The organism is Streptomyces sp. NPDC050534, from assembly GCF_044457745.1.
In the GTDB taxonomy this organism is placed as follows: Bacteria; Actinomycetota; Actinomycetes; order Streptomycetales; family Streptomycetaceae; genus Streptomyces.
The window spans coordinates 983,212-1,005,105 of sequence record NZ_JBITHF010000001.1; the positions used below are offsets into that span (position 1 = coordinate 983,212).

Genomic DNA, 21,894 nt, shown 5'->3' on the forward strand with positions numbered 1-21,894 from the left:
ATCATGACCAAGCCGACGAAGTACGTGTACGCCTTCGCCGAGGGCAGCCGTGACATGGCCGGCCTGCTCGGCGGCAAGGGCGCCGGGCTCGCCGAGATGACCAGGATCGGGCTGCCCGTGCCACCCGGATTCACCGTCAGCACCGATGCCTGCAAGGTCTATCTGGCCACCGGGCAGGAGCCGCCCGAGCTCGGCGTCGAGGCGGCACAGGCGCTCGCCGGCCTGGAGAGCGCCATGGGCCGCACCCTCGGCGCGCCCGACGATCCGCTGCTGGTGTCCGTGCGTTCGGGCGCCCGCTTCTCGATGCCCGGAATGATGGACACCATCCTCGACATCGGCCTCAACGACGAGTCCGTCACCGGGCTGGCCAAGGCGTCCGGGCAGGAGCGGTTCGCCTGGGACTCCTACCGCCGGCTCATCCAGATGTTCGGGCACACCGTGCTGGGCGTGGACGGCGACCTGTTCGAGCAGGCCATCGCCGCGCACAAGGTCCGGCGCGCGGTCGCCGACGACCACCTGCTCGACACCGCCGAACTCGTCCGGCTCACCGAGGAGTTCAAGGCGATCATCCGTCAGGAGACCGGCGAGGACTTCCCGCAGGAGCCGGCCGACCAGCTCGCCCGCGCCATCCGTGCGGTCTTCGACTCCTGGAACACCGAACGCGCCCTGGTCTACCGCCACCGCGAACACATCCCCGAGGACCTCGGCACGGCGGTCAACGTCCAGGCGATGGTCTTCGGCAACCTCGGCGCCGACTCCGGCACCGGCGTCGCCTTCACCCGCGACCCCGCCACCGGAGAACAGGGCGTCTACGGCGACTACCTGCCCGACGCGCAGGGCGAGGACGTCGTGGCCGGGGTGCGCGACGCCCTGCCGCTGAGCGAGCTCAAATCGCTCGACCCCCGCGCCTACGCCGAGCTCGGCGATCACCTGCGCACCCTGGAGAACCACTACCGCGACCTGTGCGACGTCGAGTTCACCGTCGAGCGCGGCAAGCTGTGGGTCCTGCAGACCCGCGTCGGCAAGCGCACCGCCGAGGCCGCCTTCCGTATCGCCCACGACCTGCGCGAGGAACACACGATCACCGCCGACGAGGCCCTGATCCGCGTCGACGGCGCCGAGCTGACCCGGTTGATGTTCCCCCGCTTCGACGCGCGGACCACCGACCAGCCCCTCGCCCACGGCGTGCCCGCCTCGCCGGGCGCGGCGGTCGGCGCCGTCGTCTTCGACTCCGCCGAGGCCGTGCGCCGTGCCGCGGCCGGCGAGCAGGTGGTCCTGGTCCGCCGGGAGACCACGCCCGACGACCTGCCCGGCATGATCGCCGCGCAGGCGGTGCTGACCAGCCGGGGCGGCAAGACCAGCCACGCCGCGGTGGTCGCCCGTGGCATGGGCAAGGTGTGCGTGTGCGGTGCCGAGGAGCTGGCCGTGGACACGGCCGCACGGCAGTTCACCGCTCCGTCCGGAGCCGTGGTCCGTGAGGGCGACGTCGTCTCCGTCGACGGCACGGCAGGCACCGTGCACCTCGGAGCCCTTCCGCTCACCGCGTCCGACGTCGGACGCGCGCTGGAGACCGGCAGCGCCACGGACGCGCTCACCGGCGCGGTCCTGGGCGCCCTCGTCCACGCCGACTCCGTACGCCGTCTGGAGGTGCGGGCCAACGCCGACACACCCGAGGACGCCGTGCGCGCCCGGGCGCTGGGTGCGCAGGGCATCGGCCTGTGCCGTACCGAGCACATGTTCCTCGGCGAGCGCAGGGAGCTGGTCGAGGCGATGATCCTCGCCCGCGACGACGTCGAACGCGAACGGGCCCTGGACGCCCTGCTGCCGCTGCAGCGCGCCGACTTCACCGCCATCCTCGAGGCGATGGACGGGCTGCCGGTGACGATCCGGCTGATCGACCCGCCGCTGCACGAGTTCCTGCCCGACCGCACGGAACTCGCCGTCCGCCTCGCCCGCACCGCACAACCCGATCCGCACGACCGCCAACTGCTCGCCGCCGTCGAGCGGATGCACGAGCAGAACCCGATGCTCGGCCTGCGCGGCGTCCGCCTGGGGCTGGCCGTGCCGGGCCTGATGGCCATGCAGGTCAGGGCGGTCGGCGAGGCCGTCGTCCAGCGACTGCGCGACGGCGGCACACCGCGCGCCGAGATCATGATCCCGCTCGTCAGTACGGTCGAGGAGCTGCGGCTGGCCCGTGCCGAGACGGAACTCGTGCTCGGCGAGGTGGAGACCGAGACGGGCCGGAGCCTGGAGTGCCCGATCGGCACGATGATCGAGCTGCCGCGGGCCGCGCTCACCGCGGGCCGTATCGCCGAGGCGGCCGACTTCTTCTCCTTCGGCACCAACGACCTCACCCAGACCACCTGGGGGCTCTCCCGCGACGACGCCGAGGCGTCCTTCTTCCCGCTCTACATCGACAAGGGCGTCTTCCCGGTGTCGCCGTTCGAGACGATCGACCAGGAAGGCGTCGGCCGGCTGGTGGAGCTGGGCGTGCAGGCGGGCCGCGCGGTCAACCCCCGCCTGGAGACGGGGGTGTGCGGCGAGCACGGCGGCGACCCCGACTCCATCCACTTCTTCCACCGGGTGGGACTGGACTACGTCTCCTGCTCGCCGTTCCGCATCCCGTCCGCCCGGCTGGAGGCGGGACGCGCGGCGCTCACCGAGACCACCGGCACGAGCGACACCAGGTGACGGTGGGGCGGCTTCAACGGTCCGGTGTGCGCAGGGCGAGGACGGCGACGTCGTCGTCGAACACCGGGCCGTTCTGGGCGATCAGGGCGTCGCACAGCTCTTCCAGCGGCGCCGTGGCCAGGCGCGCCGCCTGATCGGCCAGTTCGTCCAGCCCGGCGTCGATGTCCCGGCCGCGGCGCTCCACCAGCCCGTCGGTGAACAGGAGCAGGGTGCTGCCGGGCGGGAGCGGGTGAGCGTGGGTGAACCGGGGGACGGACGCGTCGATGCCCACGGGGATGCCGTGCCGGGCGGGCGCCAGGTACTGGGTGGTGCCGTCCGCGCCGACCAGCAGTGGCGGGGGATGCCCGGCGTTGCTCCAGCCGAGTGTGTACTCCCCGCCCTGTTCCCGGCCGCGCTCGATCCGGCCGAGCACCAGCGTGGCGATGGGCGGGTCCTCGAACATGGTCAGGGCCTTGTCCAGCCGCGACACGACCGGACCGGGCGGCTCGCCCCGGTCGAAGGCGATCGCCCGCAGCATGTTGCGCAGTTGCCCCATCAGCGGCGCCGCCTCCACGTCGTGCCCGGTCACGTCGCCCACCACCACACACGTGGCGCCGTCCGGAAGGATCATGGCGTCGTACCAGTCGCCGCCCAGCCTGGGCAGTTCCGAGGCGGGCTGGTAGCGGGCGGCGACCTGGAGCGGCGCGAGGTCGGGAAGTACGGGCAGCAGGCGCCGCTGGAAGTGCTCGGCCGTGCGCTTGAGGTGTTCGTACAGGCGGGCGTTCTCGATGCTGACGCTCGCGGCGCCGGCCACCGCGGTCAGCAGCTCCTCGTCGTCGCCCGTGAACGGCATGCCGTCCTTCTTGTCGGCGAGGTAGAGATCGCCGTAGACGGTGCCGCGCACCATGAGCGGCACCCCCAGCAGGGTGCGCATGACCGGGTGTCCGGGCGGATAGCCGACGGACCGGGGGTGCGCGCAGACGTCCGCCACCCGCAGCGGCTGCATGTCGTCCACCAGGGAGTGCAGCAGGCCATGACCCTGCGGCAGGCCCATGGAGGCGCACAGCTGCGGGTCGTCGATGCCCACGGTGATCAGGTCGACGACCTCGCCGCCCTCGTCGAGCACGCCCAGCGCACCGTAACGCGCGGCGACCAGGTCGGCGGCCGCCTCCACGATGCGGTGCAGGACCGTGCGGGTGCCGGTGTCGGCAGTGATGGCCAGGACCGCGTCCAGCAACCGCTGCAACCGGTGCCGGTCCAGGGCCGGCTGCGGCGGCCGCGCGCTCACGCCGTCCCCGGTGGGCATGGGCCCGTCCCCCGGGGTGTGGTGCGCCATGGCGAATCCTCCCGGCACCGTCCGGATGTCTGCCCGCCTTGTCACACTACGCGCCCGCCCGGAGCGTCACCGTACGGGTACCTGAACCGTCCCTCCGCACTCCACCGACCGCTCGCGCCACTACAGACGGCGTATCGGCGTCCGTGGGCGACACCGAAACGGCACACTGCAGCCATGCAGAAGCTCTCGCTCGACGCCCGCATCCGCGAACACCTCGAACGCGCCGCCGCGTCCTCCACGGGCCGCAGTGCCGAGACCGTCTACGGCGGCCACGAACACGTCCTGCGCCAGACCCTGATCACCCTGTGCGCCGGCACCGAGCTGGCCGAACACGACAGTCCCGGCGAGGCGACGGTGCTGGTGCTGCGCGGGCGCGTGCGCCTGCGCAGCGGCGGCGATGCGTGGGAGGGCAGGACCGGGGACCTGCTCCTCGTACCCCCTGCCCGCCACAGCCTGGAGACCCTTGAGGACTCCGCCGTTCTGCTGACCGTCGCCAAGACCGGCTGACCGCGCCCTCACGTCTCCTGGGGCGGAAGGTCCGCGACCAGGGGATGGTCGCTCTCGATCAGCCCCAGCTTCGCCGCGCCGCCGGGTGACCCGAGAACGTCGAAGAACTCGGCGTTCGCGCTGGTGTATTCGCGCCACTCGGCCGGCACGTCCTCCTCGTAGAAGATCGCCTCGACCGGGCAGACCGGCTCGCACGCCCCGCAGTCCACGCATTCGTCGGGGTGGATGTACAGCGAGCGTCGCCCCTCGTAGATGCAGTCCACCGGGCATTCCTCGACGCACGCCCTGTCCTTCACGTCCACACAGGGCTGCGCGATCACGTAGGTCATCGGCGGCCTCCTCTCATCGGAAAGGGTTTACGGCGCCGAGTTTATACAAATAATACCTGTAAGAATGGTGCTCGCCCGCCCGGGGCGAGGAGCGAGAAGGGTACGAGCCATGACGCTGACTTCTCAGGTCCCCTTCCAGGCCGCGGAGACCGACCCGGCCGAGCGGGCCTGCGCCGGGATCCGTTCCGTCCAGCAGCGACTGCTGACCTCGCTGCGGCCGAAGGTCGCGATGCTGACCGAGCTGGAACTGGGACCCGACGCCCGCGACGCCGCCCACGCGACGCTGGCCGCCTACTGCAACGGCCCGGTGCGGCGCCACCTGGCCGCCGCCGACCAGGTCCTGTACGGGCCGGTCGCGGGCTCACCCGAAACCCGCCTTCTCGTCCAGGCGTTGCGCATCGCGGCGACCGCGCTCGACGGGGACATCGAGGCCCTCGGCCGCACCGACGACGCGCACCGTGCGCGGGCCGTCGCCCAGCGCATCGAGACGCTCGTGGTCGCCCACCTCGCCGTGGAACGGGCGGTCCTGCTGCCGGCCCTCGCCGCCCTGCCCGGCCATGAACTCGCGCGCCTGGCGGGGGACTTCACCGTCCTCGCCGAGCCGCTGGACTGACAGGTCCGCATCGGACCGGGCGGCCGCCGACTCCTTCTTGTTTTTACAAGTGAGGATGTAATAATCAAGCGGTGTCCGCGCGCACCCGCCCCCGTCCAGAACGAAGGGGATTGTCATGGCACCCGCCGCAGAGGTGTTCATCCAGGCGACCGGCACCGACCCGGACGTCCAGGCACGAGCCGTCGTGGAGCAGGCGCACGAGCGGCTCCTGGCCGGGCTCGCCGTGCTCGCACAGCCGCGCGAAGAGCCCGAAGAGTCCGAAGAGTCCACCGCGGAGTTCGTCGAACAGCTGCGGCGCCTCCTGACGGCCACCGACCAGACTCTCTACGCCGCAGCCTCCGGCGCCGCGGAGACCCGGCTGCTCGTCCGGTCCCTGCGCGTCGCGGCCGTCACCGTCGCCCGGCACGCCGACGTCCTGGCCACCGCCGCCGACAGTGCCGAACGCGCCGCCCGCGCCTGCACCCTCGAAGGCATGCTCACAGTCCGGTTCGGCGTGGAACGCGCTGTGCTCCTGCCCGCCCTGACCGCCCTGCCGGGCGTCGATCCGGCCGTCCTGGTCGGCGACTTCGGCACGATGCTGGAGGGCGGCCGGCCGGCGGAGCAGGCGGTCGTCGACGTCCGCGAGATCCCGCACGGCCGCCGCCACCCGCGCATCTTCACCCGCTTCGCCCGCCTCGCGGCCGGGGAGTCCTTCGTCCTGGTCAACAACCACGATCCCAAGCCGCTGCGCCGCGAGTTCCAGGCCACTCACCCCGGCCGCTTCGGCTGGGAGTACGTCGAGTCCGGGCCCGAGCGCTGGCAGATCCGCATCACCCGGACCGGCGACGATGCCTGAGACGCGGGCCGCCGCTCTGCCGGAGGAGACGGCCGTGGCCCGCATGCTCTGCGACGTAGGGGCCCTCACCGGTGAACAGCCCGAACCCACCGGTGTCCTGTGGAAACTCGCCGAGTCCGGTCGCCGGCTCGACGCCAACCTGATCCGGCTGCCGGGCGGCGCCCGCATCGGCACCCACGCCGAACCCGACCTCGACGTCCTCCTCCTCGTCGTCACCGGCGACGGCACGATGGACACCGCCGACGGCGCGCTGCCGCCGGCCGAAGGCGGCCTCGTCTGGCTGCCGCACGGCTCGACCCGCAGCATCACCGCCGGGCCCCGGGGCCTGGCCTACGTGACCGTGCACCGTCGTCGCCCGGGTATGCAGATCCGCCGCCGCGCATGACGAGGGCGCCGGTGTCGCGGACGACGGATCAGCCGGAGGATTCTCCCTCGTTTCTACGACATACCCTGGGTAAAATGACTGAAATGAGTGAGCAGCCGTTGCATGATCCGGCCGGTCCGTCCGCCGTGGGCGAGAGCCGGGCGTATGTGCTCGACGTCCTGCGGGCCGCGTCCGAGGCGATCGGGGTGCGGGAGGTCGCCGAGCAGACGGGGCTGCACCCCAACACCGCCCGGTTCCACCTCGACACGCTGGTCGGCGAGGGTCTCGCCGAACGCCGTACCGAGGGCCGCGGCCGGCCGGGCAGGCCCCGTACCGTCTACCACGCCGCCGCCTCCCCGCCCGTGCCGGCCGGCCGCCGCAGCTACCAGCTGCTGGCCCAGATGCTCACCGGCCTCATCAGCCGGACACTGGCGCAGCCGGCACAGGCCGCGGTGGACGCCGGGGAGGCGTGGGGCCGCTACCTCGCCGACACCCCCTCACCCGCCAAGCAGATCGACACCGACGAGGCGATCCGGCGCCTGACCGCCGTGCTCACCGACGTCGGGTTCGCCCCGGGTGCCGTGGAGGAGCGGCCGGACCAGGTCATCCCGCTCCGCCACTGCCCGTTCCGGGAAGTCGCCGAGGAGCAGCGCGACGTGGTGTGCTCCCTGCACCTGGGCCTCATGCGCGGGGCCCTGAAGGAGGTGCGCGCCCCTGTGGGTGTCGACCGGCTGGAGCCGTTCGTCGAGCCCTCGTTGTGCCTGGCTCACCTCACCCACACGGACCAGGACCAGCCAGACCACGCCGCCTGACGGGCCTGACGGCTCGGCCTGACGGCTCGGCCGGGCCGCGCGATACGGGCTCGTTCACGAGTACCGGCCGCGCTCGGCTCGTCGGGACCCGGCGCGCTGCGTGGACGGCCCCGGTGTCAGCGGATGCCCGGCCCGCCGCTGCCGAACGAACCGCTGCCGCCCTCGCTCCAGCGGCGCCGTTCCTGATCGGCGCCGGTCCGGGTCGGCGAGTTGCCGTGGTTGGGCAGCTCGTGCGGGGTCAGGCGCCGGTCGCTGCGGGGCACCTCGTCCGGCTCGCGGTGCTCGAGCACCTCACGGACCGGTCCCTCGTCCGGCAGCCGCGGTTGCTCTTCCGGGCGCGGCGGTGCGGGCTCGCGGCGCCGGATGCGGGCGCCCAGGATGAAGGCGCCGATCAGCAGGGCCACGATCACCACGCCTGCCGCGATGAGTCCCATGGCCGCGGCGCTGCCGGCGGCGATGTCCATAGTTGCGCTGTTCATGGCACGCGGGTACCCCGCGCCTCCTCACTGAACCGACCCACCGGGGTGAACCGGCTCCCGTGGAGAAGGGTCGTCCGGAAGGCACCCGAGCCCGTGTTTGACGTCATGGACTGCGGCAACCCGCCCGGTGTGACTACGACGACCCAGCAGGAACTCTTCCAATTCCTGGAGGACCGCTTCGCCTGCGCCCAGGCCTGCACCGAGTGCGCCCGCGCGTGCGCTCTGCGGGCGAGCCTGGTGGACACAGACGGCACGGAGGAGCAGGAACTCGTACGGCGCAAGGGCATCATGTGCGCGGAGGTGTGCGACGCGACGTGCAGGGTGCTGTCCGAGCAGAACCGCCTGGACGAGGCCGGCATCCGCATCCAGGTCGAGTGGTGCCGCACGGTGTGCCTGGAATGCGCGCACGTCTTCGACCGGCACTCCGGCGCGGAGGACGGCGCGAAGGCCGCCCGGGACTGCGCGCGGGCGTGCACCGAATTCCTCGCCACGCTGAAATGACGTGCTGAACTGACGCGCTGAACCGAGGCGCTGAACTGACGTACACACGACGCCCCCGGCCGCGGCACCCCGGCGGAACAGCCGGCCGCCCCGATGTGCGCCCCGTCGGCATTCCCAATTTCTGAAACACGTTCTACGGTGTGCGCCGTCAGGACCGGCCTGGGAAGCCTGGAGGCGCCGTGCACCTCGAATACTCGCCCGAGCAGCAGCGGCTGCGCACCGAACTGCGCGCTTACTTCGCCGAGTTGGTGCCGGACCATGCCTACGCCCGGCACGCCGACCCGGCCGTCCAGAAACGCTTCTACCGTGAGACCGTCCGGCGCCTGGGCACGGACGGCTGGCTCGGCGTGGGCTGGCCGAAGGAGTACGGCGGACGCGGTCTGACCGCGATGGAGCAGTTCATCTTCTTCGACGAGGCCGCCCAGGCCGGCGTACCCCTGCCGCTGATGGCGCTCAACACGGTCGGGCCGACGATCATGCAGTTCGGCACGGACGAGCAGAAGGCGTACTTCCTGCCCAAGGTCCTTGCCGGCGAGATCGACTTCGCCATCGGCTACAGCGAGCCCGACGCGGGCACGGACCTGGCCTCGCTCAAGACGCGCGCGGTGCGCGAAGGCGACCAATACGTCGTCAACGGGCAGAAGATCTGGACGACCAACGGTGACACGGCGGACTGGGTGTGGCTCGCCACCCGCACCGACCCGGACGCCCCGCCGCACAAGGGCATCACCATGCTGCTGGTGCCGACCACCGACCCCGGCTACTCCTGCACCCTCATCAACACCCTCGCCTCCCACGACACCACCGCCAGCTACTACGAGAACATCCGCGTCCCCGTCTCCCGCCGCGTCGGCGCCGAGAACCAGGGCTGGCGGCTGATCACCAACCAGCTCAACCACGAGCGCGTGACCCTCGCCGCCCACGGCACCATGGCCATCCGCGCGCTGCACGACGTGCAGCGCTGGGCGATGGAGACCAAGCTCGCCGACGGCCGCCGCGTCGTCGACCTGCCCTGGGTGCGCCGCCGCCTCGCCCAGACCCACACCAGGCTCGACGCGATGAAACTCCTCAACTGGCGCATGGTGAGCGCCGTCCAGGACGGCACCCTCACCCCGCAGGACGCCTCCGCCGTCAAGGTCTACGGCTCCGAGGCGCGCCGTGACGCCTACGCCTGGCTGATGGAGATCGTCGGCACCGCGGGCGAGTTGAAGGAGGGCTCGGTGGGTGCCGTGCTGCACGGCGAACTCGAACGCGGCTACCGCTCAGCCGTGATCTTCACGTTCGGCGGCGGCAACAACGAGATCCAGCGCGAGATCATCTCGTGGATCGGTCTGGGGATGCCCAGGGTGCGGCGCTAGCCTGCAGAGGTGACGGGCTTCAAGGCAGGCGACCCCGGGCTGTTCGGACCGTCCTCGGTGACCTGGCAGATGCACGGCGATCCGATGATGTGGGTCGCCGGCATCCGTGCGCTCTACCTCCAGGCGCTGCACCCGCGCGCGGTGCGCGGCGTCATGCAGAACTCCGACTTCCGCAAGGACGCCTGGGGCCGGCTGATGCGGACCGCGAACTTCGTCGGGACCACCAGCTACGGCACCACCGAGGCCGCCGAGCGGGCCGGGGCCCGGGTGCGGAAGATCCACCGCATGCTGTCGGCGACCGACCCGGACACGGGGGAGCGGTACGGCGTCGACGAGCCGGAGCTGCTGCTCTGGGTGCACTGCGCCGAGATCGACTCCTATCTGAGCGTCGCCCGGCGCTCCGGATTCCGGCTCACCGACGCACAGGCCGACCGTTACATCGGCGAACACCGGACCAGCGCCCGCCTGGTGGGCCTCGATCCCGACGCGGTACCCGCGAACCAGGCGGAGATGGCGGCCTACTTCGAGAAGGTGCGCCCCGACCTCGCCGCCGGACCCGAAGCACGCGCGGTGGACGACTTCCTGCTCCGCCCGCCGACGCATCCCCTCCTCGTCCCGGCGCGTGAGGTGCTGTGGAGGCGTGTGGCGCACCTGGCGTACGCCGCCCTGCCGCCGTACGCCCATGAGTTGTACGGCAGACCGGCACCGAAACCCGCCACCGTCACCCGGCAACTGCGTGTCACGGGCACCCTGCTGCGCGGCGTTCCCGCACGTGTGCGGTGGCAACTCCCGCCCAAACACATCCTGCGTGCCATGGCACGGCTCGGCCCCGGCTCCCGGCCGCGACCGTACAAACTCGGACGATAGGTCGCCATACTGGACGAGCCAGGGGTGGGCGGTGCGGACGGGGGCGATCGCAGCAGATGGCGGACAGCAGGCTGATCCAGGGCCGGTACCGGCTGCTCGACCTGATCGGGCGGGGCGGTATGGGGGAGGTGTGGCGTGCGCGCGACGAGTCGCTCGGCCGGCATGTCGCGGTGAAGTGCCTCAAGCCTCTCGGCCCGCACCACGACCAGTCCTTCACCCGGGTCCTCAGGGAGCGCTTCCGCCGGGAGGCACGGGTGGCCGCCGCCCTCCAGCACCGCGGGGTGACCGTCGTCCACGACTTCGGCGAGTCCGACGGCATCCTCTACCTGGTCATGGAGCTCCTGGACGGCCGCAACCTCTCCCAGTTGCTGGAGGACAACAGGCAGCATCCACTGCCGGTCGGCGACATCGTGGACATCGCCGACCAGGTCGCCGCCGCCCTCGCCTACACCCACCAGCAGGGCATCGTGCACCGCGATCTGAAGCCCGCGAACATCATGCGGCTCGAGGACGGCACCGTGAAGATCTGCGACTTCGGCATCGCCCGTCTCGGCCACGACATCGGCTTCACCTCCCGGCTCACCGGCACCGGCATCGCCATGGGCACCCCGCACTACATGTCGCCGGAGCAGATCGGCGGCGACGAGGTCGACCAGCGCAGCGACCTGTACTCGCTGGGGTGCGTGCTGTACGAGATCGCCACCGGCGCACCACCCTTCGACCTCGACGACGCGTGGGCGATCCTCGTCGGCCACCGCGACACACCGCCCGAGCCGCCGCGCAGCCGGCGGGCCGAACTCCCCGAGTACCTCGAGCAGATCATCCTGGATCTGCTGGCCAAGCGTCCCGAGCAACGCCCGCACGACGCACGCGAGTTGGGCCGCCGGATCACTCTCGGCCGTACGACACCGGCGTACGTGCCGACCGTCGTCACCCCGCAGCCGGTTCTGCGTCCGCCCGAGCAGGCCCCCTCGCGCGAGGCCCGGATGCCCTCCTGGACGCGGGGCATGACCACCGGCCACAAGGCCACCGGCGCCCAGCTCTCCACCACGCCCCCGGACGCCGGGGCCGGGCTGACCGGCGAGTGGATTCCGCGCCCGCCGGGCGGCCGAGCGGACGAGCCCGCCCCCGAGCAGCCGTCCGCCCCCTCGCAGCAGCAGCTCACCGCGCTGGCCGGTCGGCACAACGCCGGGCTCAGCCTGGGGCGGCTCGGCCGCTGGACGGAGGCCGGAGAGGTGCACCGCGCGGTGGCCGCCGAGCGCACCCATCTGCTCGGCCCCGACCACCCCGACACCCTGGCCAGCCGCTACGAGGTCGCCTTCACCCTCAGCCGCACCGGCCGGGCCGCCGACGCTCTGCAGGAGTACAAGCACGTGGCCGCGGCGAGGACGCGTGCGCTGGGCCCCGACCACCCCGACACCCTCGCCGCCCGCCAGGAAATGGCTTACGTGCTGGGCCAGTTGGGCCGCCACTTCGACGCCCACCAGGTCTACGTCTCCGTGCTCGCCGCCCGGGAGCGCGGCCAGGGGCCCGACCACCCGGACACCCTGCGCTGCCGCCACAACCTCGCCTTCAACCTCAGCAGACTCGGCCGTCTGGAGGACTCGTACCGGATGGCAGCCGACGTGGCCGCGGCCCGCGCCCGCGTGCTCGGCCCCGACCACCCCGACACCCTGGTCACCCGCTACGAAGTCGCCTACGCACTCGGTCAGCTGGGCCGCTGGCCCGAGGCCCTGCAGACCTACCGCGAGGTGGCCGAGGCGCGCGCCCAGGCGCTCGGCCCGGACCACGCCGACACCCTCGCGGCCCGCTACGAGGTCGGCATCAGCCTGGGCCGCCTCGGCCGCAGCGCGGAGGCGCTCACCCTCTACCGCGAGCTGATCGACGTCCGCACCCGCGCCCAGGGCCCCACCCACCCCGAGACCCTGCGCGCCCGCCACGGCCTGGGCGTCAACCTCGGCCGCCTCGGCCGCTGGGAAGAGGCCCTCGCCGAGTCCCGCGACGTCTGCGCCATCCGCGAGCGCGTGCTGGGCCCCGACCACCCCGACACCCTGGTCAGCCGCCGCGAGGTCGCCGTCGGACTCGGCTGGCTGGGCCGCTGGCCCGACGCCCTCACCGAATACCGCCGCGTCGCAGCCGCCCGCGAGCGCGTTCTCGGCGCCGACCACGCCGACACCCTCGCCAGCCGCAACGACGAGGCCCACTGCCTGGAGCAACTGGGCCGCGGCGCGGAGGCGGTCGAGCTGTACCGCAGGGTGGCGGTGCTGCGGCAGCAGCGGGCGGCGGGCGGTCGGTGACGGTGCGCCGCGCCACGCACGACGGCCGATCGGCGGGTGGGGGCCGCGTCCTGACTCCGTCGCCGTACACCCCTGGCCGTTGACGATCATCGCGTGTTACCAAGAACCATGGCTGCACACGAGGGACACCGGACGTACGACGCAGTGATCGTCGGCGGGGGGCACAACGGGCTGGTCGCCGCCGCCTATCTGGCCCGGGCCGGGCGGTCCGTCCTGGTGCTGGAGCGGCTGGACCACACCGGGGGCGCCGCCGTCTCCACCCGGCCGTTCGCCGGGGTCGACGCGCGGTTGTCGCGCTACTCCTACCTGGTCAGCCTGCTGCCGCGGAAGATCCTTCGGGACCTCGGTCTGGAGTTCCGGCTCGGCACCCGCACCATCTCCTCGTACACACCCGCGGAGCGGAACGGACGGCCGACCGGACTCCTGGTCGGAGGCGGCGAGACGCGCACCCGCGAGGCATTCGCCCGGCTCACCGGCTCCGACCGCGAGTACGAGGCGTGGCAGCGCTTCTACGGCATGACCGGCCGCGTCGCCGAACGCGTCTTCCCGACCCTCACCGAGCCGCTGCCCACCCGGGACGAGCTGCGCCGCCGCGTCGACGACGAGGAGGCTTGGCGGGTGCTGTTCGAGGACCCCATCGGCGTCGCGATCGAGGACCGCTTCGCCGACGACCTCGTGCGGGGCGTCGTCCTCACCGACGCCCTCATCGGCACCTTCGCCGACGCCCACGACCCGGCCCTGCCCCAGAACCGCTGCTTCCTCTACCACGTGATCGGCGGCGGCACCGGGGACTGGGACGTCCCCGTCGGCGGCATGGGCGCCCTCACCGACGCCCTGGCAGGCGCCGCACGCGCCGCGGGCGCCGTCATCGCCACCGGCCACGAGGCGGTGCGCATCGAGACGGACGGCACGACCGCCGAGATCACCTACCGCACGCCCGACGGCGAGGGCGTCGCCGCCGCACGCCACGTCCTGGTCAACGCCTCCCCGCAGGCCCTGGCCGAGCTGACCGGCGACACGTCGCCCGAGCCCGCCGAAGGCGCCCAGCTGAAGGTGAACATGCTGCTCAAGCGGCTGCCCAGGCTGCGCGACACCTCCGTCGACCCGCGCGAGGCGTTCGCCGGCACCTTCCACATCGCCGAGGGCTACCGTCAGCTCGCCACCGCCCACGCACAGGCCGCGTCCGGCGAACTCCCCGCCGCGCCCCCGTCGGAGATCTACTGCCACTCGCTCACCGATCCGACCATCCTCGGTCCGGACCTCGTCGAGCAGGGCTACCAGACCCTGACCCTCTTCGGCCTGCACGCACCCGCCCGCCTCTTCGACCGGGACAACGACGCCGTTCGCGAGGAGCTCCTGAAGTCGACCCTCGCCCAGCTCGACGCCCACCTCGCCGAACCGCTAGCCGACTGTCTGGCGACGGATGCGGACGGCCGCCCGTGCATCGAGGCGAAGACCCCGCTCGACCTGGAGCGCGACCTGCGCCTGCCCGGCGGCAACATCTTCCACCGCGCGCTGTCCTGGCCCTACGCCCAGGAGGGCACGGGCCGTTGGGGCGTCGAAACCGGACACGCGAACGTGCTGCTGTGCGGGGCGGGCGCGGTGCGGGGCGGGGGAGTGAGCGGGGTGCCGGGGCACAACGCGGCGATGGCGGTCCTGGAGGCGACGGGCGAGTGACGCACTCGCCGCGCGACTTCTACGACTCGCTGGCCGCCGACTACCACCGTGTCTTCCCCGACTGGGACGCGAGCATCGCCCGCCAGGCCGCCGCGCTGGACGGCCTCCTGCGCCGGGAACTCGGCGGCCCGGGCCCGCACCGCCTCCTGGACTGCGCGTGCGGGATCGGCACCCAGGCGATCGGTCTCGCCCGCGCCGGACACCGGGTCGTCGGCAGCGACCTGAGCCCCGTGGCCGCCACCCGCGCCGCCGCGGAAGCCGCGACCCGGGGCGTGGTCCTGCGCACGGCGGCGGCGGACATGCGTCAACTCCCCTTCAGGGACGGCGTGTTCGACGCGGTCGTATGCGCCGACAACTCGATCGCACACCTGCTGACCCGTGAGGACCTGGAAGCAGCTCTCCGCGACATGCACCGCGTACTGAGAGACGACGGGCTGCTCCTGCTCACCCTCCGCGACTACGACGAGGCCCGCCGAACCCGCCCCGCATCCGTGCCGCCCCAGGTGTCCCGGGACTCCGGCGGCCGGTCGATCACCTTCCAGCTGTGGCACTGGCACGACGACGGGGAGCACTACGACCAGGAGTACTTCCAGCTCGTGCCGGAGGGGAACGGCTGGGAGGTCCGCGTCCGCCACGCCACCTCCTGGGCGCTCACCCGGCGCGAGGTGACGGACGCCGCGACCGCCGCGGGCTTCACCGATCCGACCTGGCACGCTCCGGCCGGGAGCGGCTTCTACCAGCCGGTATGTGTGGCGAGAGCTGCCTAGTGGTGTGATTCCGCCCTCGGTCGTGTCGAGGCGCCGAGCGGCCAAAAATCTGACGGAGCATCAGAAAAGGCCTTCCGTCGGCCGGAGGACTGCGGCATCCTGCGGCCATGCAGACGGAGTTGAGCAAGAAACTGGGAGTCGAGCACGCCATTTTCGGCTTCACGCCGTTTCCCGCCGTCGCCGCGGCCATCAGCCGGGCCGGCGGCTTCGGAGTGCTCGGCGCGGTCCGCTACACCGCCCCCGACGAGCTCAAACGCGACCTCGACTGGCTCGAGGCCCATGTCGAGGGACGGCCCTACGGCCTGGACGTGGTCATGCCCGCCAAGAAGGTGGAGGGCGTCACCGAGGCCGACGTGGAGGCCATGATCCCCGAGAGCCACCGGCAGTTCGTCAGGGACACCCTCGCCAAGTACGGCGTGCCGGAGCTCGCCGAGGGCGAGGCGTCCGGCTGGCGCATCACCGGCTGGATGGAGCAGGTCGCCCGCAACCAGCTCGACGTCGCCTTCGACTACCCGATCCGGCTGCTCGCCAACGCCCTCGGCTCCCCGCCCGCCGACGTCGTGGCCCGCGCCCACGAGCACAACGTGCTGGTCGCCGCCCTCGCGGGCAGCGCCCGGCACGCGCTCAAGCACCGGGAAGCCGGCATCGACATCGTCGTCGCCCAGGGCTACGAGGCGGGCGGCCACACCGGCGACATCGCCTCCATGGTGCTCACCCCGGAGGTCGTCGACGCCGTCGATCCGCTGCCCGTGCTGGCCGCGGGCGGCATCGGCAGCGGGCAGCAGGCGGCCGCCGCGCTCGCCCTCGGCGCCCAGGGCGTCTGGCTGGGCTCGATCTGGCTGACCGTCACGGAGGCCGACCTCACCTCGCCCGCGGTGACCCGGAAACTGCTCGCCGCAGGCTCCGGCGACACCGTCCGCTCCCGCGCCCTGACCGGGAAACCCGCACGCCAGCTCCGTACCGAATGGACCGACGCCTGGGACGACCCGGCCGGACCCGGCACCCTCCCCATGCCCCTTCAGGGCCTTCTCGTCGCGGACGCCCTAACCCGCATCCAGAAGTACGAGGTCGAGCCCCTGCTCGGCACGCCGGTCGGCCAGATCGTCGGCCGGATGAACAGCGAACGCAGTGTCCAGGCCGTCTTCGACGACCTCACCCGCGGCTTCGAGAAGGCCGTCGACCGCATGATCCGCATCGCCGGAAGGAGCGGCAAGTGACGAGTACGCCCCCCGCCGGGTTCTGGGCCCAGGCCGCCGCCGACCCCGACCGCCAGGTCCTTGTCGCGCCGGACGGCGAGCAGTGGACCGCCGGCCGCCTGCACGCCGACGTCAACCGACTGGTGCACGGCCTGCGCGCCGCCGGACTGGAACGCGGGGACGCCTTCGCGGTCGTCCTGCCCAACGGCGTCGAATTCCTCACCGCCTATCTCGCCGCCAGCCAGGCCGGTTTCTACCTGGTCCCCGTCAACCACCACTTCGTCGGACCGGAGATCGGCTGGATCGTCGCCGACTCCGGTGCCAAGGTGCTGATTTCGCACGAGAGGTTCGCGGAACCGGCGCGGCACGCGGCCGAGGAGGCCGGCCTCCCGGCCACCCACCGGTACGCCGTCGGCACCGTCGAGGGCTTCCGGCCCTACGCCGAACTCCTCGACGGGCAACCGGAGTCGGTGCCAGCGAACCGCGAGCTCGGCTGGGTCATGAACTACACCTCGGGCACCACCGGACGTCCGCGCGGCATCCGCCGCCCGCTGCCCGGCAAGACTCCCGAGGAGGCCTATCTCGGCGGCTTCCTCGGCATCTTCGGCATCAAGCCGTTCGACGGCAACGTCCACCTCGTCTGCTCGCCGCTCTACCACACCGCGGTGCTGCAGTTCGCGGGCGCGTCCCTGCACATCGGCCACCGGCTCGTCCTGATGGACAAGTGGACGCCCGAGGAGATGCTCCGGCTGATCGACCGTGAGAAGTGCACGCACACGCACATGGTCCCGACCCAGTTCCACCGGCTGCTCGCCCTCCCGGAGGAGGTCCGGCGCTCCTACGACGTCTCGTCCATGCGGCACGCCATCCACGGCGCCGCCCCCTGCCCCGACCATGTGAAGCGGGCGATGATCGACTGGTGGGGCGAGTCGGTGGAGGAGTACTACGCGGCCAGCGAGGGCGGCGGCGCCTTCGCCACCGCCGAGGACTGGCTGAAGAAGCCCGGCACCGTCGGCAAGGCCTGGCCCATCAGCGAACTCGCGGTCTTCGACGACGACGGCAACCGGCTGCCGGCAGGCGAACTCGGCACCGTCTACATGAAGATGAACACCGGTGGCTTCGCCTACCACAAGGACGAGGCCAAGACGAGGAAGAACCGCATCGGCGACTTCTTCACCGTCGGCGACCTCGGCTACCTCGACGAGGACGGCTACCTGTTCCTGCGCGACCGCAAGATCGACATGATCATCTCGGGCGGCGTCAACATCTACCCCGCCGAGATCGAGTCCGCGCTGCTCGCCCACCCCGCCGTCGCCGACGCCGCCGTCTTCGGCATCCCGCACGACGACTGGGGCGAGGAGGTCAAGGCCGTCGTCGAAGCGGCCCCCGGCCACCGGCCCGGCCCCGAGCTGGCGGCCTCGATCCTGGACCACTGCACCGAGCAACTCGCGGGTTACAAAAGGCCGAAGACCGTCGACTTCGTCGAGGAGATGCCCCGCGACCCCAACGGCAAGCTCTACAAGCGGCGGCTGCGCGACCCGTACTGGGAGGGCCGTACCCGAGCCGTGTGACGGGCCGTCAAGATCGCACCGCCCTGCCCACGACATGAGGGACGATCAGGTGGTGGAAGGGCTCGATGGCCTTGAAGTACAGGCGGCCGGCGGGACGGTGGAAGCGCACGACCGTCGTGCAGACGCCCTCGAGCCCGGTGCCGGCGGAGACCGGACGGACCGCGAACGACGTGCGGAAGTCCAGATGCTTGTCGTCGTCCCCGCACAGCACCTCGGCCTCGCTCACCGCCAGCAGGCGGAAGGGCCCCATCTTCAGGCCGGGTTCGACCCGGATCTCCGCCGCGGGCACGCGCTCCTGCGTCTGCAGCCCGAAGGGTGCCATCGCCTTGTCCCGCACACCGAGGAGGCGGTGCACCCACTCGGGTGTGCCGGTGAACACCAGCCTGGTGAACTCGACGGCGTCGGTACTCGCGGGCAGATCCACGGCCACCGCGTCCGCGTGGTCGTAGCCGCCGAGATCGGCCACCGCCATGTCGAGCACCGGCTCGGCATGCCTTCGGACCCGTGTGCTGATCATGTCCCCGTACCTCCCCGTGACCGGCTCGTCCCCGACCCTGCCACATGCTTGACCTGACCCGTGGCCGGGCCGAGGATCATCAGTCATGACGCAGGGACAGGGCAGTACGGTTGACGGGGTGCTGCGGCGCAGCGCCCGGCGCACCCCCGCGCGCGTCGCGGTCGAGTACGGCGACCGCTCGTGGACGTACGGGGAACTCGACGAGGCCGTCTCCCGGGCTGCGAGCGTGCTGCTCGCCCAGGGCCTCGCCCCCGGCGACCGGGTCGGTGCCTACGGCCACAACTCGGACGCCTATCTGATCGGTTTCCTCGCCTGCGCCCGCGCGGGACTGGTCCATGTGCCGGTCAACCAGAACCTGACCGGCGACGACCTGGCGTACATCGTCGGCCAGTCCGGCAGCGCACTGGTCATGGCCGATCCCGATCTCGCCGGCCGACTCCCGGACGGGGTGCGGACGTTGCCCCTGCGCGACGCCGGCGACTCGCTGCTCGCCCGCCAGGCGACCGCGCCCGCGTACGACGGGCCCGAGCCGCGCGCAGAGGACCTGGTGCAGCTGCTGTACACCTCCGGCACCACTGCCCTGCCCAAGGGCGCGATGATGACGCACCGCGCCCTCGTCCACGAGTACCTGAGCGCGATCACCGCGCTCGACCTCAGTGCCGGCGACCGGCCCGTGCACTCCCTGCCGCTCTACCACTCGGCGCAGATGCACGTGTTCCTGCTGCCGTATCTCGCCGTCGGCGCCACGAACATCATCCTCGACGCCCCCGACGGCGACCGGCTCTTCGACCTGATCGAAGCGGGCCGGGTGGACAGCCTGTTCGCCCCGCCCACGGTCTGGATCGGACTCTCCAACCGCCCGGACTTCGCGACCCGCGACCTGTCCGGGCTGCGCAAGGCGTACTACGGCGCGTCGATCATGCCGGTGCCCGTCCTGGAGCGCCTGCGCGAACGGCTGCCGGAGCTCGGCTTCTTCAACTGCTTCGGCCAGAGCGAGATCGGCCCCCTGGCCACCGTCCTGGCACCCGACGAGCACAAGGGCCGCATGGACTCCTGTGGACGCCCCGTCCTCTTCGTCGACGCGCGCGTGGTCGACGAGGAAGGCAAGGACGTCCCCGACGGCACACCCGGCGAAGTCGTCTACCGCTCCCCGCAGTTGTGCGAGGGCTACTGGGACAAGCCCGAGGAGACCGCCGGCGCCTTCCGCGACGGCTGGTTCCACTCCGGCGACCTGGCGGTACGGGACGCGCAGGGCTACTACACGATCGTCGACCGCGTGAAGGACGTGATCAACTCCGGTGGTGTGCTGGTCGCTTCGCGTCAGGTCGAGGACGCGCTCTACACGCACGAGGGTGTCGCCGAGGTGGCCGTGATCGGCCTGCCGGACGAGCGCTGGATCGAGGCGGTCACCGCGGTCGTCGTCCCGCGCGGCGAGGTGACCGAGGAGGAGCTCATCGCCCACGCCCGGGAGAACCTCGCCCACTTCAAGGCGCCGAAGCGGGTGGAGTTCGTGGACGAACTCCCGCGCAACGCGAGCGGAAAGATCCTCAAAAGGGAGCTGCGGAACCGCCTCTCCACGTGACGAGACGCACAAGAAGTCTCATTTCATACCTGGTGCGGCCGCCAGTACCATGGGTGGTGATTACGGCAGGAGGGCACAAACCAGGCATGCGATGCTGCTTCTCCGCTCCCCTCGCCGCCCTCGCAGGAGTTCCCGGACCCTGTGAGGTACTGCGTTCCGGAGTCTTGCTCGCCCCGGCCCTGCTCAGGGCCGCCTCCGCGGCCCGCTCACGGCTGCCCCGCCCGCACACCGTCGCCGCCGTCCACCTGGAACTGGTCACGCTGACCGAGGACCGGGCCATCATCACGTGGTACACCGGCGTGCCCGGCACCGACGACGGATTCGGCCACATGCTCCCCGCCGTCACGGAGGGCGAGGTCGTCTACGGCACCCATCCCGCGCACCTGAACCGCGTCGCCGGCGAGAACCGGCTCACGGCCCACCACTTCGTGGAACTCACCGGCCTGGAGCCGGGGCAGACGTACTACTACCAGGCACGTTCCCGCGGCGCGGCCGCCCGGCCCACGACGCTGCACCTGATCAGCGGCAACGCCGCGGGCACCTCCCGCCACGGCCTGGGCTCGCTCGGCGGGCCGTACGCCTTCACCACGCCGCAGCCCCCGCCCGGCCGCCACGTCATGACGCTCGCGCTCACCAACGACCTGCACCTCGGCGAGACCATCGCCGGTCTCGTGACCGGCATCCCCCTGCTGCGCGGGGTGTCGCAGCAGCCGGGGCACGAGCCGTACCCGGAGATCATGGGCCGGGCCCTGGTCGAGGAGGCCCGCCGCCGCGGCGCGGACCTGCTGCTGGCCGCGGGCGACATCTCGGCCGGCGGCGGGGCGCACGACCTCGCCGAGGCCAGACGCATCCTGGACGGCTTCGGCGAGCTCGGACGGGACTACTTCGTGGTCCGGGGCAACCACGACCGGCCCGGCTCCGGCGACGGCCAGGGACCGGACGGCGACACCTTCCGCCGCGGATTCGGTGAGGAGGGCGAGCCCGGATACTTCGCGCACGACCTCGGCGGGCTGCGGATCATCGGTCTCGACACGTATGAGAAGCCGGGCAACGGCGCCGACTCGGGCGGACTCGGCGCCGAGCAGCTGTCCTGGTTCCGCAGCCGGCTGCGCGAGAACAGGGAGCAGCCCACCGTCGTCTTCGGCCACCACCCGCTGACCGTGCGGGACTCCCTCTTCCCGGTCGGTGCCGGCCAGCGCATGGGCCGCCGCCAGGCCCGCGCCATCGTCGATTCCTACGCCGCCACCCCTGGCGTCTTCCTGCACCACGCGGGCCACACCCACCGCAACAAGCGCACACTGCTCCCACGCGCCCCGCACGTGGCCCTGCAGGAGGTCGGTGCGGCCAAGGAGTACCCCGGCGGCTTCGGCCTGCTGCGCATCCACTCCGGCGGCTACGCCCTGAACTTCTTCAAGGCGCGCGGCGCCGAAGCCCTGGAGTGGGGCGAGCGCAGCCGCCGGATGGCCGGGGGCCTGTGGCCGCACCACGCGCTGGGTCGCTCGGTCACCGACCGCAACAGCGTGGTCTTCCGCGACCTGTCCGGGATCACCCGCCCGGTGCTGCCGTCCCTGGCGGTGACCGGCCCCGGGGGATGACGGGACCGCGCCCCCGGCCGC

20 protein-coding genes are annotated in these 21,894 nt (G+C 72.1%); 16 read left to right on the top strand and 4 right to left on the bottom strand.

Going from position 1 to position 21,894, the window contains the following annotated elements:
* Positions 1-3: 3 nt before the first annotated feature.
* Complete coding sequence (gene ppdK / locus ACIBN2_RS04565; protein WP_399132645.1) at positions 4-2,691, top strand: pyruvate, phosphate dikinase; 2,688 nt, start codon at positions 4-6, stop codon at positions 2,689-2,691.
* 13 nt (positions 2,692-2,704) lie between these two features.
* On the opposite strand, the gene ACIBN2_RS04570 is transcribed toward ppdK, so the two are convergent.
* A complete protein-coding gene (locus ACIBN2_RS04570; RefSeq protein ID WP_399132646.1) occupies positions 2,705-4,006 on the bottom strand; it encodes a PP2C family protein-serine/threonine phosphatase in 1,302 nt (433 codons plus the stop codon).
* Positions 4,007-4,180: 174 nt separating this feature from the next.
* Between ACIBN2_RS04570 and ACIBN2_RS04575 the strand changes: the two genes are divergently transcribed.
* On the top strand, positions 4,181-4,513 hold the full coding sequence (locus ACIBN2_RS04575) for a cupin domain-containing protein (RefSeq protein ID WP_399132647.1): 333 nt from the start codon (positions 4,181-4,183) through the stop codon (positions 4,511-4,513).
* A gap of 8 nt (positions 4,514-4,521) precedes the next feature.
* On the opposite strand, the gene fdxA is transcribed toward ACIBN2_RS04575, so the two are convergent.
* Positions 4,522-4,842, bottom strand: coding sequence for a ferredoxin (fdxA, locus tag ACIBN2_RS04580; RefSeq protein ID WP_399132649.1), 321 nt, complete (start codon positions 4,840-4,842; stop codon positions 4,522-4,524).
* A gap of 109 nt (positions 4,843-4,951) precedes the next feature.
* On the opposite strand from fdxA, the gene ACIBN2_RS04585 reads away from it, so the two are divergent.
* The 4 genes from ACIBN2_RS04585 (at position 4,952) to ACIBN2_RS04600 (ending at position 7,466) form a co-directional block, all read left to right on the top strand.
* Positions 4,952-5,455 (top strand): hypothetical protein, encoded by a 504-nt coding sequence (locus tag ACIBN2_RS04585; RefSeq protein WP_399132650.1) that lies wholly within the window; start codon positions 4,952-4,954, stop codon positions 5,453-5,455.
* 115 nt (positions 5,456-5,570) lie between these two features.
* Positions 5,571-6,290 carry a DUF2249 domain-containing protein gene (locus ACIBN2_RS04590; RefSeq protein WP_399132651.1) on the top strand — a complete coding sequence of 240 codons (720 nt, stop codon included), beginning with the start codon at positions 5,571-5,573 and terminating at the stop codon, positions 6,288-6,290.
* Complete coding sequence (locus tag ACIBN2_RS04595) at positions 6,283-6,675, top strand: cupin domain-containing protein (protein WP_399132653.1); 393 nt, start codon at positions 6,283-6,285, stop codon at positions 6,673-6,675. Before ACIBN2_RS04590 ends, ACIBN2_RS04595 begins: the two co-directional genes overlap by 8 nt.
* A gap of 83 nt (positions 6,676-6,758) precedes the next feature.
* Entirely contained in the window at positions 6,759-7,466 is a 708-nt protein-coding gene (locus ACIBN2_RS04600) for a helix-turn-helix transcriptional regulator (protein WP_399132654.1), read from the top strand.
* 116 nt (positions 7,467-7,582) lie between these two features.
* Here the strand turns inward: ACIBN2_RS04600 and ACIBN2_RS04605 are convergent, their stop codons facing one another.
* A complete protein-coding gene (locus tag ACIBN2_RS04605) occupies positions 7,583-7,945 on the bottom strand; it encodes a DUF6479 family protein (protein ID WP_399132655.1) in 363 nt (120 codons plus the stop codon).
* A 105-nt stretch (positions 7,946-8,050) separates the two neighbouring features.
* Between ACIBN2_RS04605 and ACIBN2_RS04610 the strand changes: the two genes are divergently transcribed.
* From ACIBN2_RS04610 to ACIBN2_RS04645, 8 genes are all read left to right on the top strand, one after another.
* On the top strand, positions 8,051-8,446 hold the full coding sequence (locus ACIBN2_RS04610; RefSeq protein ID WP_399132888.1) for a ferredoxin: 396 nt from the start codon (positions 8,051-8,053) through the stop codon (positions 8,444-8,446).
* A 179-nt stretch (positions 8,447-8,625) separates the two neighbouring features.
* On the top strand, positions 8,626-9,804 hold the full coding sequence (locus ACIBN2_RS04615) for an acyl-CoA dehydrogenase family protein (RefSeq protein WP_399132656.1): 1,179 nt from the start codon (positions 8,626-8,628) through the stop codon (positions 9,802-9,804).
* Positions 9,805-9,873: 69 nt separating this feature from the next.
* Entirely contained in the window at positions 9,874-10,671 is a 798-nt protein-coding gene (locus ACIBN2_RS04620; protein WP_399132889.1) for an oxygenase MpaB family protein, read from the top strand.
* A 56-nt stretch (positions 10,672-10,727) separates the two neighbouring features.
* Complete coding sequence (locus ACIBN2_RS04625) at positions 10,728-12,968, top strand: tetratricopeptide repeat protein (RefSeq protein ID WP_399132657.1); 2,241 nt, start codon at positions 10,728-10,730, stop codon at positions 12,966-12,968.
* Between the two features lie 108 nt (positions 12,969-13,076).
* Entirely contained in the window at positions 13,077-14,645 is a 1,569-nt protein-coding gene (locus ACIBN2_RS04630; RefSeq protein WP_399132658.1) for a phytoene desaturase family protein, read from the top strand.
* Complete coding sequence (locus tag ACIBN2_RS04635) at positions 14,642-15,412, top strand: class I SAM-dependent methyltransferase (RefSeq protein WP_399132659.1); 771 nt, start codon at positions 14,642-14,644, stop codon at positions 15,410-15,412. The genes ACIBN2_RS04630 and ACIBN2_RS04635 overlap by 4 nt, the downstream gene beginning before the upstream one ends.
* A gap of 107 nt (positions 15,413-15,519) precedes the next feature.
* On the top strand, positions 15,520-16,629 hold the full coding sequence (locus ACIBN2_RS04640; RefSeq protein WP_399132660.1) for a nitronate monooxygenase: 1,110 nt from the start codon (positions 15,520-15,522) through the stop codon (positions 16,627-16,629).
* Positions 16,626-18,179 (top strand): acyl-CoA synthetase, encoded by a 1,554-nt coding sequence (locus ACIBN2_RS04645; protein WP_399132661.1) that lies wholly within the window; start codon positions 16,626-16,628, stop codon positions 18,177-18,179. The genes ACIBN2_RS04640 and ACIBN2_RS04645 overlap by 4 nt, the downstream gene beginning before the upstream one ends.
* Before the next feature lie 7 nt (positions 18,180-18,186).
* Here the strand turns inward: ACIBN2_RS04645 and ACIBN2_RS04650 are convergent, their stop codons facing one another.
* A complete protein-coding gene (locus ACIBN2_RS04650) occupies positions 18,187-18,696 on the bottom strand; it encodes a DUF2867 domain-containing protein (RefSeq protein ID WP_399132662.1) in 510 nt (169 codons plus the stop codon).
* A gap of 85 nt (positions 18,697-18,781) precedes the next feature.
* Here ACIBN2_RS04650 and ACIBN2_RS04655 point away from each other — a divergent pair, with 85 nt between their 5' ends.
* Both ACIBN2_RS04655 and ACIBN2_RS04660 read left to right on the top strand, forming a co-directional pair.
* Positions 18,782-20,278 carry an acyl-CoA synthetase gene (locus ACIBN2_RS04655; RefSeq protein WP_399132663.1) on the top strand — a complete coding sequence of 499 codons (1,497 nt, stop codon included), beginning with the start codon at positions 18,782-18,784 and terminating at the stop codon, positions 20,276-20,278.
* Between the two features lie 86 nt (positions 20,279-20,364).
* A complete protein-coding gene (locus ACIBN2_RS04660) occupies positions 20,365-21,873 on the top strand; it encodes a metallophosphoesterase (protein ID WP_399132664.1) in 1,509 nt (502 codons plus the stop codon).
* Positions 21,874-21,894 lie beyond the last annotated feature (21 nt).